The 14105-nt window shown below is 66.4% G+C and carries 11 protein-coding genes; 2 read left to right on the plus strand and 9 right to left on the minus strand.

The window, feature by feature from the left end:
- Positions 1–11 precede the first annotated feature (11 nt).
- Positions 12–1448: a dihydrolipoyl dehydrogenase gene (gene lpdA / locus CR156_RS11620; protein ID WP_100552977.1), complete on the plus strand. Its 1437-nt coding sequence runs from the start codon at positions 12–14 to the stop codon at positions 1446–1448.
- Between the two features lie 277 nt (positions 1449–1725).
- Complete coding sequence (locus CR156_RS11625; protein WP_100552978.1) at positions 1726–1962, plus strand: hypothetical protein; 237 nt, start codon at positions 1726–1728, stop codon at positions 1960–1962.
- 39 nt (positions 1963–2001) lie between these two features.
- Here CR156_RS11625 and CR156_RS11630 read toward each other — a convergent pair whose 3' ends face one another.
- The 9 genes from CR156_RS11630 to CR156_RS11670 form a co-directional block, all read right to left on the minus strand.
- A complete protein-coding gene (locus tag CR156_RS11630; protein WP_100552979.1) occupies positions 2002–2262 on the minus strand; it encodes a hypothetical protein in 261 nt (86 codons plus the stop codon).
- A complete protein-coding gene (locus tag CR156_RS11635; RefSeq protein WP_100552980.1) occupies positions 2259–2477 on the minus strand; it encodes a hypothetical protein in 219 nt (72 codons plus the stop codon). The genes CR156_RS11630 and CR156_RS11635 overlap by 4 nt, the downstream gene beginning before the upstream one ends.
- 211 nt (positions 2478–2688) lie before the next feature.
- Entirely contained in the window at positions 2689–4278 is a 1590-nt protein-coding gene (locus CR156_RS11640; RefSeq protein WP_100552981.1) for an alkaline phosphatase D family protein, read from the minus strand.
- Positions 4278–6521, minus strand: a complete 2244-nt coding sequence (locus CR156_RS11645; RefSeq protein ID WP_100552982.1) for a TonB-dependent receptor — start codon at positions 6519–6521, stop codon at positions 4278–4280. The genes CR156_RS11640 and CR156_RS11645 overlap by 1 nt, the downstream gene beginning before the upstream one ends.
- Positions 6522–6722: 201 nt before the next feature.
- On the minus strand, positions 6723–8153 hold the full coding sequence (locus tag CR156_RS11650; protein WP_100552983.1) for a replicative DNA helicase: 1431 nt from the start codon (positions 8151–8153) through the stop codon (positions 6723–6725).
- Between the two features lie 213 nt (positions 8154–8366).
- The gene (locus tag CR156_RS11655) at positions 8367–8927 is read right to left on the minus strand and encodes an NADPH-dependent FMN reductase (RefSeq protein ID WP_100552984.1); all 561 of its coding nucleotides are present in this window, start codon (positions 8925–8927) and stop codon (positions 8367–8369) included.
- Positions 8928–8993: 66 nt separating this feature from the next.
- Entirely contained in the window at positions 8994–10937 is a 1944-nt protein-coding gene (gene asnB, locus CR156_RS11660) for an asparagine synthase (glutamine-hydrolyzing) (RefSeq protein WP_100552985.1), read from the minus strand.
- Positions 10938–10940: 3 nt separating this feature from the next.
- Positions 10941–13220: a thiamine pyrophosphate-dependent enzyme gene (locus tag CR156_RS11665; protein WP_100552986.1), complete on the minus strand. Its 2280-nt coding sequence runs from the start codon at positions 13218–13220 to the stop codon at positions 10941–10943.
- A 90-nt stretch (positions 13221–13310) separates the two neighbouring features.
- Entirely contained in the window at positions 13311–13970 is a 660-nt protein-coding gene (locus CR156_RS11670; protein ID WP_100552987.1) for a glutathione S-transferase family protein, read from the minus strand.
- Positions 13971–14105 lie beyond the last annotated feature (135 nt).

A 14105-nucleotide genomic window follows, 5' to 3' on the forward strand; every position in this document is an offset into this window, starting at 1 on the left:
GGACTATTTCAATGGCTGAACAATTCGACGTCGTCGTCATCGGTGCCGGCCCGGCCGGTTACCACGCTGCCATCCGCGCGGCCCAGCTTGGCCTGAAGACCGCCTGCATCGATGCAGCGCTGGGCAAGGACGGCAAGCCGGCCCTGGGTGGCACCTGCCTGCGCGTGGGCTGCATCCCGTCCAAGGCGCTGCTGGATTCCTCGCGCCAGTTCTGGAACATGGGCCACATCTTTGGCGACCACGGCATCAGCTTCAAGGATGCCAAGATGGACGTCGAGGCGATGGTTGGCCGCAAGGACAAGATCGTCAAGCAGTTCACCGGCGGCATCGCCATGCTGTTCAAGGCCAACAAGGTCGCCGCCTATTACGGCTTCGGCGAACTGCAGCCGGGCAACGTGGTCAAGGTCACCCAGCATGACGGCTCGGTCGTCGAGCTGAAGGGCACCAACGTCATCATCGCCGCCGGTTCGGACTCGATCGAACTGCCGTTCGCCAAGTTCGACGGCGACACCATCGTCGACAACGTCGGCGGCCTGGACTTCACCGAAGTGCCGGCGCGCCTGGCCGTGATCGGCGCCGGTGTGATCGGCCTGGAACTGGGCAGCGTGTGGAAGCGCCTGGGTTCGGAAGTGACCATCCTGGAAGCGCTGCCGGACTTCCTGGCAGCGGCTGATACCGAAGTGGCCAAGACCGCCGCCAAGGAATTCAAGAAGCAGGGCCTGGACATCCGCCTGGGTGCCAAGGTCTCCAAGGCCGAAGTGACCGGCAAGGGCAAGAAGAAGGAAGTCGCCCTGACCTACACCGACGCCGAAGGCGAGAAGTCGCTGGTGGTGGACAAGCTGCTGGTAGCCGTCGGCCGTCGCGCTGCCACCAAGGGCCTGCTGGCCGAAGGTACCGGCGTCAAGATCAACGAGCGTGGCCAGATCGAAGTCGACGCGCACTGCCACACCGGCGTCAACGGCGTCTGGGCGGTCGGTGACTGCGTGCGCGGCCCGATGCTGGCGCACAAGGGCTTCGAGGAAGGCATCGCGGTTGCCGAACTGATCGCCGGCCTGCCGGGCCACGTCAACTTCGACACCATTCCGTGGGTCATCTACACCGAGCCGGAGCTGGCCTGGGTCGGCAAGACCGAGCAGCAGCTGAAGGCCGAGGGCATTCCGTACAAGGCCGGCAGCTTCCCGTTCGCCGCCAACGGCCGTGCCGTGGCGATGATCGAGCCGGCAGGCTTCGTGAAGGTTCTGGCCCACGCCGAAACCGATCGCATCCTGGGCATGCACCTGGTCGGCGCCAATGTGTCCGAGCTGGTGCACGAAGGCGTGCTGACCATGGAGTTCAGCGGTTCGGCCGACGACCTGGCGCGCATCTGCCACGCCCACCCGTCGCTGTCGGAAGTGGTGCACGACGCGGCAATGGCCGTGAGCAAGCGCGCGATCCACAAGGCGAACTGATCCATCTGATGGTGCCGGCCGCTGGCTGGCATCCCCGGATGCTGAAAACCCCGCCTCGGCGGGGTTTTTTGTTGCACGATGACTGCAGCACAAGGGCGGAGCCCATTGGCACTCGGCGCGTGGCAGGCAAGCGGTGTCACCCTCGCCCTCACACGGGCGTCGACCTCCAGTGCTGTAGGCTCAGCCCTGAGGTCGCGTTGCATCGCCAAGCCACGGATGCGCGACAGGTGGTGCTCCCGCACCTGCTCGTGGGGCTGCTCAGACAGTGGAGATCTCCATGGAAAACGAACGAATCGAGACCCGCGGCGAAGATGGCCGAAGAGTGTTGGTATTCAAGTTCTGGCCGCACTTCGACGCAACGATTCTTCCCGGCACAAGCCTGGTCGAAGGCCTGCCGACGTATGCGCTGGCAAACGGCAATTCGGTAACCTTCAACGGCGTGGATTTCGAAATCGCCGCTACCGGCGAAGAGCTGGTCCGGTCGTTGGCCATCGCGCGACCGCCATCGGGCTGATTCGTCTGATGCTGCTTGACCGAAGATCGGCCTCCTGCTTCAACGCTGCTGCGGGGTCCGTTTCCGGTCCGTGGCGTCCAGCTCTGGCGGATCGTCACAGATCCGGTGCTGGGCGATCACCTCACCCACCTTCCATTCCTTCACCACCCTGCAGCGTTCCTTCCCCACTTCCTTGTCGGTCGTTTTGACTTCCGCCTTGCCGGCAGCGTGCTGACGCTCAAGGTAGGCCGACGGCGGTTCCTTGGCCAAGGCCGGCGCCACCATCAGCAGCGCCAGCGTCGCGATGGCAAGCGGCCTCATGCCGTCACCGCGCCGCGGCCACCACCCAGCAACCGTGCCGGCAGCATGAACAGCGCGCGCAGGAAGGCGAACAGCGCCGAGAACGTGATGCCGACCAGGCGGAACGGCAGGCTCAGCAGCCACACGAACGGCCAGGCCACCAACGCCAGGATCGCCAACGGCCAGCACAGCACGAACAGCAGGCACCACACACCGAGCGCGAACAAGGTCTTCATCACAGGCTCCCTCGGCGGCACCCCGCCGCCTGTCGTCACCTTGGCGCCCTGCCCCAGCCCGGGCAAACGGTTTGCGACGAAACCCGGCTGGGGGCGATGAAACCGTTCGATCTGCGCCCTGCCTCTGCCCGGTAGCGCCGGGCCATGCCCGGCGGGTTGCATGAGTGTGCGGACCAAGGTCCGCACCCACCGAGGAGGTCCGCACCCGCCATTACACCGGCACGGCCCCCGGGCGACCGTGGCTCACCTGGAACCGGGCGGCCGTGCGAACTTCCGCATCGCGCCGCAGCACGCTGTCGGCGAAGCGCAGTTCCGCGTCCACGGTCTGCCGGTTCAACTGCAGCTTCCACCAGCCACGCCGGTCGCCATCGAAATAACGGATGTGCGGATTCTGCGGGATCGACGGGCCGTAGTACGGGCCATACGGCGTGTCATCGCCACCGCTGCTGATCGCCGGGGCGATGAACTCGGTGGCGATCACCGGCGCGTCCGCGGCATCGAAATCCAGTTTCAGGTCATTGACGAACGTGGAGTGCCAGTCGCCGCCCAGTACGATGGCGTTGCCCTCCCCCCCGGCCTGCATCGCCTGCAGCAAGCGCTTGCGGGCGGCCGGGTAACCATCCCAGGCGTCGTTCCAGAAACGTTCGCGCGGCGTGCCCTGCTCCAACCGCAACTGCGCCATCAGCAGCTGCTGCACCACCACGTTCCAGCGTGTTCCCGCCGCGGCCGCCATCGACTGCGCGAACCAGGCCTCCTGCCCCACGCCGAGCATGCTCATGCGCGGATCCAGCGCCGCTTCACAGCGTGGCGATTCGCCGACGCCGCAGGGATTGGCCGGACGGAACTGACGGCAATCCAGCAACGTCAGCTGGGCCAGGTCGCCGTAGCGCAGGCGGCGGTGCACGCGCAGGCCACCGTTGCCGGCCGGCGTGCTACGCATCGGCAGGTGTTCGTAGAACGCGCGGTACGCAGCGGCACGACGAACGATGAAGTCCTCGGTCGGCACGTCGCTCTTTTCCGGATGGATCCCGGAATAATCGTTCTGCACTTCGTGGTCGTCCCAGATCACCGCGAAGGCGTGCGCGGCGTGCGCAGCCTGCAGGTCCGGGTCGAGCTTGTACAGCGCGTACTGGTCGCGATAACGCTCCAGGCTGAGCGTTTCACCGCTGAAGCGCTGTGCATCCAGGGTGCTGCCACGGGCGTTCTGCAACGGGCTGTATTCGTACAGGTAGTCACCGGCATGCAGCACCAGATCGACATCGCTGCGGGCGATATCCGCCAGTACCGGGTAGTAGCCGCTGTTCCAGGCCTGGCAGGTACACAGCGCCAGCCGCAGCTGCTGCAACTGCGCATCCGGCAGCGGCGCGGTGCGGAAATGCCCGACCGGACTCTCCTCGCCGCCGTCGCAGGCGAATCGATAGTAGTAATCGCACCCCGGGCGCAGGCCGGTCACTTCCACGTGCACCGAATGGGCCAGCTCCGGCACGGCCGCCGCCACGCCACGCTGCACCAGCCGACGCATCGCCGGATCTTCGGCAATGAACCAGCGCACCGGGATCGCGCGCGACGGCATGCCGCCGCCGTTGAGGGGATCCGGTGCGAGACGCGTCCACAGCACCGCGCCCTGCGGATCCGGATCACCCGCGGCGATGCCGAGGGTGAACGGATCGCGCCCCAGTCGTGGCCGCGGACCGGTGGCGGCTACGCCAGGCATGGCCGCCAGTGCGATCGCCGCTCCGGTCCCCTGCCAGGCCAGGCGCAGCAGACGACGACGGGTTTCCGGATCGGCGATGCGCTTCATCAGAAGCGCACGGTTGCGGTGGCCATCACCTGCCGCGGCGCACCGACCTGCATGGTCGCCAGGCTGCGGGTCGGATCAGCGGCGTAGGTGCCGTTGGTGTTGATGGTCGCCAGATACTGCTTGTCGGCCAGGTTGGTCAGGTTCAGCGCCAGGGTCAGGTTCTGCGCCGGGCCGAGTTTGCCCACGTCATAGGCCACCGACGCATTGATCAGCCAGTAGCTCGGCACGGAGACGTCATTGGTGTAGGTCACGTAGCGCTTGCCTACGTGGTTGGCCGCCAGGCGCAGGTCCCACGGGCCCGGCGTCCACGCCAGCGTACTGGCGAACATCCATTCCGGCGTGTCGACCGTCTTCTTGCCGCGGGTCGGCACCACACCGTTGTTGACGTAGTCGTTGTCGTAGCTGCTGTCATTCCACGACAGCGCATTGGACCAGACCAGGTCCTGCATCGGCTTCAGCTGCAGGGTCGCCTCGGCACCGCGGCTGGTGACCGAGCCGACGTTGGAGTACAGCGCCGGGCAACCCAGGATGCCGACGCACTGGGCGATGGCCAGCAGGCGGTTGTCGAACTTGACGTCGTACACCGCGACCGAGGCTTCATACCCACGGCCGTAGCCGCGCCAGCCCAGTTCGATGGTGCGCGATTGTTCCGGCTTCAGGTCCTTGGCACTGGCATCGAACGCCACCTGCGGAACATTGAACGGACTGCCCACGCCCAGCGCATAGGCCGCGATGTTCTTCGCATAGGAACCGAAGATTTCATTGCGCTCGTCCAGCTTGAAGTTGAAGCCGGCCTGCGGCAGCAGCCCCTTCTTCGCGGTCAGGCTGCTGTTGCTGGCGTAGCTGCCCAGCGGCGTGCGCACGCTGGTGCGGGTATTGGGCGACTTGGCGCCGACGTCGATGGTCAGGCGGTCATCGAACAGGCGGAAGCGGTCCTGCACGTAGAACTGACGGGTGATGGTGGTGTAGCGCTGGTGCCACACGCGCTGGTCCGGGTTGCGCAGGAAGAAGTCGTCGGTGATCGGCCCATCGATGTAGTAGAAGTTGCGCTGCACGCTGTGGCCGTTGTCTTCGTACCACAGGCCCCCTTCCAGCTCATGGCCACCCACGTTCCAGGTGAACGCCGAGGTCACGCCGGTGCGGTCGATCGCATATTCGGTGGTTCGGATCGAGATCGGAATCTCGCGGCTGGTGCCCGGGTTGGACGGATTGGACGGGCTGAACCAGTGGCCCTGACCGCGGTTGCTGTGGTTGTAGACGTTGACCTTCAGGCGCATCGTCTCGTTGAGGCCGAAGTCACCGGCGATGCTGGAGACATCATCGTTGCGCAGGCCGTGACCCGAGTAGTACGCATCCCACGGGCTGTTGACGCCGCCGCTGTACTGGCCACGCGCAGCGGCCAGGGCACGGTTCCAGTCCGGCGCATAGTTGTCCCAGTTCCAGCCCAGGCGATCGATCATCTCCAGCGACAGGTCCTGGTAATCGGCCTCAACCCGGCGCGAGGCGTTGAACAGCGCGGTGATGCGGCTGTCGACGCCGAAGTTGTAGGTCGCCTTGCCGTTGAACTGCTTGAGTTCATGCGAGCCCTTGCCCTTCCACTTGTCGCTCTCCGAATACGCACCGGACAGGTAGGCGGCGAAGCCCTGGTGTTCGCCGGTTTCCAGGCGGGCATAGCTGCGGCGTGCGCTGTCACTGCCCAGGCTCTGCGCCAGCACGACACCGTACTCGGTGGAGGGATCGATGGAATAGAACTGGAACACGCCGCCCAGGTTGCTGGTCGACGGCGTACCCAGCGCGCCGATGCCGGTGGAGACCTCGGCACCGCCCAGGTTCTCGCTGATCACCGCGCGGCTGATGTGCAGGCCGTTGCTGTTGCCATAACTCATGTTGCCCAGCGGGATGCCATCGAGCGTGTAGCCCAGGCGGTTCTGGTTGAAGCCGCGCAGGCTGATGCTGGTGGACCACTCGTAGGCACCGGTGGCGTCGGCCGATTCGAAATGCACGCCCGGCTTGCTGGCCAGCAGCTTCAGTGGGTTGGCGCCGGGTGGCAGCACCTTCATGTCCTCGGCGGTCACGCGCTGGACCTGGCGTGCCTCGCCCCGGCCGATCACCGAGACCGAATCCAGGGTAGTGGCCGACTGTGCGTCGACGGCAGGAGCGGTTTCAGCGGCGGCCAGCGAAGGCAGTGAGGCACAGACCAGCAGGGCCAGCAGATTGCGGCGAAGCGGAGCATGGCAAGACATGGGGATTCCTTGGGCGCGCTGGACGCCGAAGGGCGGCGTCAAAAGAGCAGCAGCGGCGGAATCGTAGAAGCGTTGCGTTACATGTCATTTACACGCCACATACGGATTTTTGGCGATCCGGATGGATTACATGACGTCGCGCGCCCGAACGGAAAGAGCCGAGCATGGGCTTGGCTCTACAGGGCACGCCGGAATCATCGGTTATTCGAACGAACCGACCGAGTCGTGGGCCAGGTTGTCGAAACGGGTGTACTCGCCGAAGAACTTCAGTTTGCACGAGCCGGTGGGGCCACCACGGTGCTTGCCGATGATGATCTCGGCCAGGCCCTTGTCCGGCGAATTTTCCTTGTTGTAGTAATCGTCGCGGTAGATGAAGACGATCATGTCCGCATCCTGCTCGATTGCGCCCGATTCGCGAAGGTCGGCCATCACCGGGCGCTTGTCGGTACGCGTTTCCAGCGAGCGGTTGAGCTGGGACAGCGCGATGACCGGCACGTGCAGTTCCTTGGCCAGGCCCTTCAACGAACGCGAGATCTCGGAAATTTCGGTCGCGCGGTTTTCGCTGTTGCCCGGCACGCTCATCAGCTGCAGGTAGTCGATCACGATCAGGCCCAGGTCGTGCTCGCGCTTGAGGCGGCGGCACTTGGAACGCAGGATCTCCGGCGACACGCCCGGCGTATCGTCGATGAAGATCTTGGTTTCCTTCAGCATCTTGATCGCACCGGTCACCCGGCTCCAGTCCTCGTCCTCCAGCTGGCCGGTACGCAGGCGCTGCGCGTTGATGCGGCCATTGGAGGAGATCAGGCGCATCGCCAGCTGCGATGCGGACATTTCCATCGAGAACACCGCCACGCCCTTCTTCGACTTGATCGCCGCGTACTCGGCGATGTTCAGGGCGAAGGTGGTCTTGCCCATCGCAGGACGCGCGGCAAGGATGATCAGGTCGGTCGGCTGCAGGCCGGCGGTCATCGCATCGAAATCGGTGTAGCCGGTCGGCAGGCCGGTGATGTTGCCGCCATTCTCGAAGCGGTTGCGCAGCTCTTCGAACGCGTCCTTCAACGCACCGGGCATGGCCACGAAGTCGGTACGGCCGCGCGCGCCCTGTTCGGCAATGGCGAACACGCTCTTTTCCGCAGCGGACAGCAGCTCGCTGCTGTCGCGGCCCTCGGGCTGGAAACCATCGTTGACGATGTCGGTGCCGACCTGGATCAGCTGCCGCAGCACCGCCTTGTCGCGCACGATCTCCGCATAGGCCACGATGTTGGCCGCCGACGGCGTGGTGCTGGCCAGTTCGATCAGATAGGCGCCATCGCCCACCAGCTCCATCTTGCCCTGCGATTCGAACCACTCGCCCAGGGTCACCGCATCGAACGGGCGCTCGCGCTCGGACAGCTCGCGGATCGCCCGGTAGATCATCTGGTGGTCGCGGCGGTAGAAGTCACCCTCGGTCAGCTGGTCGTTGACCCGGTCGTAGGCGTCCGGTGCCAGCATCAGGCCGCCCAGCACCGCCTGTTCGGCCTCCACCGAGTGCGGCGGCACGCGCAACTGGTCGATACGCGATTCATCGCGATCGCGATCGAAGCCTTCGCCGCGCTCTCTGCGGTTGGAACGGAAGCCGGAACGGGCGGACATGCTGCGGTGTTTCCTGCGAAAGGGGCCAGACCAGTGTAGGCATGCGCCGACCCCGGCGGCCATGGACAAATCTGTGGATAAGCCGTGGAAGAACGGGGGATATCCGCCTGAGCCTGTCCAGACTGGCACGGAGGCGTCGCATTGCCTGCGACGGGCGTCGTTGCGACGCCCGCAGCGGAGCATTATCGCAGATGGCGACCGCGGCCGCTGGCGTCAATCGCCCTTGGCATGTACCGCGATCAGCGCCAGGAACCGGTCCACATAGCCCTGCAGGAATTTCTGCGTGCCCTCATTGTGGATCGTGCCGTCGGCATCGATCAGGCCATCCTTGAAGTGGATGAACGCCTCGGGCTGGCCAAGCACGTGCATGTCCAGGAAGGCCAGGCTGTTGCGCAGGTGCTGCTGGGCCACCGCCGTGCCGATCTGGCCGAGGGAGGCGCCGATCACGGCCGCTGGCTTGCCGGCGAAGGCGCTGTCGCCGTAGGGGCGCGAGCCGATGTCGATCGCATTCTTCAACACACCGGGCACGGAACGGTTGTACTCAGGGGTAACGAACAGCACGGCGTCGGCGGCACGCACCTGGTCTTTCAGGCGCGTGCCCTGCGCCGGGTAGCTGGCGTCGAAATCCTGGTCGTACAGCGGCAGGTCGCCGATCTGCACGTACTGGAAGCGCGCCTTGTCACCGGCCAGCTTCTCCAGCGCGTGCGCCAGCTTGCGGTTGCAGGACTCTTTGCGCAGGCTGCCGACGAAAACGGCAATGGTGGGGACGGACATCAGGACATACTCCTCACGGTGCGGAAGAGCCAGCCTAGCGGCCGCGCCCTTCCCCACCGGTGAAGATCAGCCGCGCTGTACGCCTGCGCGCACCTGCCGCCAATGGTCCTGCCAGGCCTGGAACATCAGCACGTTCCACAGGTGCGTGTGCCACTTGCGCTGGCCACCCAGGAACTGCTGCCACAGCGGCTGCACGGCCGCAGCCGACAGCACGCCCTCGCGTTCCAGCCGCGCCGGCTGCAGCAGCTCGTCCGCCCAGGGCTTCAGATCGCCCTTCAGCCAATCACTGACCGGCGCGCCGAATCCCCGCTTGGGCCGGTGCACCATCGACTGCGGCACGTACCGCCCCAGCACGCGCTTGAGCAGCACCTTGCTGGTCGATTCACTGCGCTTGAAGCCCAGCGGCAGCGACCACGCGAATTCGGCCACGCGCCAGTCCAGCAAGGGCGCGCGCGCCTCCAGGCTGACCGCCATCGAGGTACGGTCGACCTTGCACAGCAGGTCGTCGGGCAGATAGCTGACGAAGTCGGCCAGCATCATCGCGTCGGCCGGCGTACCGGCACCATGCAGCGGATCGGCCAGATCGTAGAAGCTGCCCGCCTCGCGTGCACCGATCACCGCCGCCGCCGGATCGCGCCAGCGCGAAATGCGGTTGCGATACACATCGCCGATGCCGCGCGCGCCGGTTTCGGCCAGCAACGCGGCCAACCCGCCGGTGCGCGACGCTTCACCCTGCTGGTGTGCACGCGCGCCCATCCAGCGCCGCAGCGGCGCTGGCACCCGTCCCAGCATCTGCCAGTTGCGCAGCGCGCGTACATAGCGGGTATAGCCGAAAAACAGTTCATCGCCACCGTCACCGGACAACGCGACGGTCACGCCCTGCCGGGCGAGGCGGGCGACCAGCGCGGTCGGCACCTGCGAGGCATCGGCAAAGGGTTCATCGAACATTGCCGGCAGCTGCGGCACCACCGCCAGCGCATCGGCGCCGCTGACGTACAGTTCGGTGTGATCGCAGCCAAGATGGGTGGCCACTTCCCTGGCCAACGGCGCCTCGTCGTGGTGGGAGCCGCTGAAGCCGATGCTGAAGCTGTGCACCGGCTGCCCGCTCTGCGCCTGCATCAGCGCCGCCACCAGCGACGAATCGGTGCCGCCGGACAGGAACACGCCCACCGGCACATCGGCCACCATGCGCAGCGCCACCGCATCCCGCAGCAGGCCATCCAGCTGCTCCTCGGCCTCCTCGATGCGGTCCTGGAACGGCGCGGCCAGTGCAGCCTGCATGCGCGCACGCGCGTCCCAGTACGGACGCTGTGCCTGCTCTGGGCGATGGGCGCTGGCCCCTGCCGCCACCGCCGCCGCATCCAGCCGCAGCACGCGGCCGGGCATCAGCTTGTAGCAGCGCTGGTGGATGCTGTGCGGTGCGGGGATGTAGTCCAGCCGCAGCAGCAGCGTCAGCGCATCGCGGTCGATATCGTTGTCGAAATCCGGGTGCTGCCACAGCGCCTTCAGCTCGGAGCCGAACACCAGCGCATCACCGGCCCAGCCGTAGTACAGCGGCTTCTTGCCGACCCGGTCGCGGGCCAGCCACAGGCACTGTTCCTGGCGATCCCACAAGGCAATGGCGAACATGCCGTTGGCGCGCTGCAGGGTGTCCTCGACGCCCCACTGCAGGATCGCGGCCAGCAGCACCTCGGTATCGGAATGGCCACGGAACGCATGGCCCAAGGGTTCCAGTTCCGCGCGCAGCTCGGCGAAGTTGTAGACCTCGCCGTTGTAGGCCATCACATAGCGGCCGTCGGCCGAGGCCATCGGCTGGTGGCCCAGCGGTGAAAGATCGAGGATGCTCAGGCGCCGGTGGGCCAGGGCGATGCCGGCGGCGGCATCGACCCAGGTACCGCCGTCATCCGGCCCGCGATGGTGCAGCGCCTGGCCCATGGCCAGCGCCTGCGCCTGCAGGACCTCGGCCGGCGTCTGAGCCGCCGGCAACAACATTCCCGCCAATCCACACATGCATCAGGGTTCCTGCGCCAGGTCGAGGGCGGCGCCAATCACCGCATTGTCGCTTGGAAGCCCGAACATTGCTGCCCCCGCCAGCGGCGTATAGGTATCGGCACCACAGACCCGGCGCACCGGCAGGTGGCCATGGCCGGCCTCGACCAGCGCGGTGATCACGCCCTCGCCGACGCCCCCGCTCTGCCGCCCCTCGTCCAGCACCAGCACCCGTTGCGCGGTGGCGGCCTGGGCGCCGATGAAGGCGGCATTCAACGGCACCAGCCAGCGCAGGTCGACCACCCGCACCTGCCAGCCCAGCTGCTGCTCGATAGCGGTCGCTGCGCGCAGCGCCATCGGCACACCGTTGCCGTAGGTGAAGATCACCAGATCGGTGGCATCCGGCGCGTACACCCTGCCCTCGCCCAGCACCAGCGCCTGCCCGGGTGCGGGGTAGTCGAACAACCACTGGCCATCGCCGGCCGTGTGCAGATCCTTGGTCATGTAAAGGGCAATCGGTTCCAGGAACACCGCTACCCGGCCATCCACGCGGGCCAATGCCGCCAATGTGCGCAGCATCATCACCGCATCATCGCCACGCGACGGACAGCCCACCACCAGCCCCGGGATGTCACGCAGCGCCGTGATCGAGTTGTCGTTGTGGAAATGGCCGCCGAACCCCTTCTGGTAGCCCAGCCCGGCCACCCGTACCAGCATCGGGTTGCGGAACTGGTCATTGGAGAAGAACTGCAGCGAGCAGGCCTCGCCACGCAGCTGGTCGATGGCGTTGTGCAGGTAGGCCAGGTACTGGATTTCCGGAATCGGCAACATGCCCATGTTGGCCAGCCCCTGGGCCATGCCCAGGATCAGGGTCTCGTCCAGCAGCGTGTTGAATACCCGGCGCGGGCCGAAACGGCGCAGCAGGTCGCGCGTCACCGTGTAGACGCCGCCTTTCTGCGCGACGTCCTCGCCAAACAGCAGCGCCTGCGGATACTTGCCCAGCAGTTCCTGCAGCCCGTGGTTGATCTGGATCGCCAGGTGCCGCGGCGGTTGCCGCTCGGGCAGCGCGTCGGCACCGCCGTACAGCGCCTGCCGGGCCTCGACGGGCGCCACGCGCTCGGCCTCGGCCTGTACCGCTGCCGGCGTATAGGGTGCCAACGGCGTGATCACTTCCTGCAATGTCTGCAGCTTCGGACGCGTATCGGCATCAATGGCAGCGGCCATGCAGCGCGCGCGCAGGGTTTCATAGGCGGCCTCGACGCCGGCCGCATCCATCCAGCCCGATTCCAGTGCGATCTGCGCCGAGCGCAGCAGCGGGTCCTGCGCCTCGGCCGTGCACAGCTCCGCCAGCGCACGCCATTCCACCTCGAAGTCGGTACCGGCATGGCCCATCAACCGCGTGGTCCGCAGGTGCAGGAAGGTAGGCCGACGCGTGCGCCGGCAATGCTCGACCGCCGCCTGCACCTGCGCGTGCCCGGCCGCCAGGTCCAGGCCATCGGCGAAGAAATAGTCCAGGCCCGGTTGCCGGCTGAAGCGCTCTGCGATCCATCCTTCAGGTGTTTTCACCGAAATGCCAAGGCCATTGTCCTCGCACACGAACAGGATCGGCACCGGCAGCTTCTGGTAGGCCGACCACATCGCGGTATTGAACGCAGTCTGCGCGGTGGCATGGTTGGCCGAGGCATCGCCGAAGGAGCACATCACGATGCTGTCGGCTGGAATCGGCAGTGGCTGGCTCAGGCGCCTGCCACTTTCGATCGCCAGCGCGGTACCGAGCGCCTTGGGCAGGTGCGATGCGATGGTCGAGGTCTGCGGCAGCACCCACAGCGGTTTGCTGCCCCACACTTTGTGGCGGCCGCCACTGGCCGGATCGTCGGCACTGGCGGCGAAGGACAGCGCGGCGTCGAGAACCGGATCCATGCCTGGCACCAGCCGTGCGCGCTCGGCCATGAAGGCGCCGGAACGGTAGTGCAGGAAGGCGGGATCGGTGTGCCGGCAGGCGCGCGCAAGCAGCGCGTTGCCTTCGTGACCGGACGAGCCGATGGTGTAGAAGACCTTGTTCTGCACGCGCAGCACGCGCGCCATCAGGTCCAGCTGGCGACTGAGCAGCTGCGATTCGAACAGTTCGCCGAAGGCGGCGGCCGTCAGGGTGCTGCCCGGCAGGATCGGCGCATCCGGCGCCGGGCGCGGTCGCGGCATACCGCGCCAGGCGCGTACGGCCTCGAGGAAATTGACGTCACAGACTTCGGCGCGGTTGAGACCGCGCATGCGTGCGGGAATGGGATCTGGAACCACAGCGAACATCGAACACCCTCCGTGCCGTTGTTGCGAACCGTGGCGCCAGGCCTGCTCGACCCTTTCCACCGGTCGAGCACGCCCGACGCTGCAGGGGAATCAATCCGGTGCGTTGAACCGCGCGCGCACCTCGGCGGTCACCGCAGGCATGGCCACGAAGCGAGGCTGCGCGCGCACCCGCTGCAACCAGGCCCGCACCTGCGGGAATGCATCCAGCGCGATGCCACCGTCGGCGGCGACATCGGAATAGGCGAACAGGGCGATATCGGCGATACCGTAGTCGGCGCCGGTGAACCACTGCGCCTGCTGCAGATGCTGTTCCATCACCGCCAGCGCGCTGGCAGCGCGCTCATGCAGGCGCGGCAGTTCAGCACGGCGTGGTGAGTCGGAAGGTGTCCAACCGCGGATGAAGCGTGCCACCGCCACGCAGGGCTCGTGCGTGTACTGTTCGAAGAACATCCAGCTCAATGCCTGCGCACGCTGCCAACCGTCGGCCGGAAGGTACGGCGTGCCCTCGGCCAGCCAGAACAGGATCGCATTGGATTCGGTCAGCACGCGGCCGTCGTCGCGCACGATCAATGGCACCTTGGCGTTGGGGTTGAGAGCGAGAAATTCCGCGCTATGGGTCTGGCCGTGGGCACTGTCCACCTCCACCCAACGGTAGCGGCTTCCCAGCTGTTCCAGCAGCAGGCGCACCTTGTGGCAATTGCCCGAGACCGACATGCCATGCACCGTCAACGGAATGCGCTCTTCCACCATTGCCTGCTCCAGTGAGGTTCCGGCCTGCAGCCGGCTGCCCGCAGTCTGGCAAGCAGCCTGGCGATTGCCAAGCGCGGGTGCAGCATGGCGGGCGATGCATCCTGTAGAGCCGAGCCCGTGCTCGGCTGCTGCTCG

The sequence above is a fragment of the Stenotrophomonas lactitubi genome, from assembly GCF_002803515.1.
GTDB classification, from domain to species: domain Bacteria; phylum Pseudomonadota; class Gammaproteobacteria; order Xanthomonadales; family Xanthomonadaceae; genus Stenotrophomonas; species Stenotrophomonas lactitubi.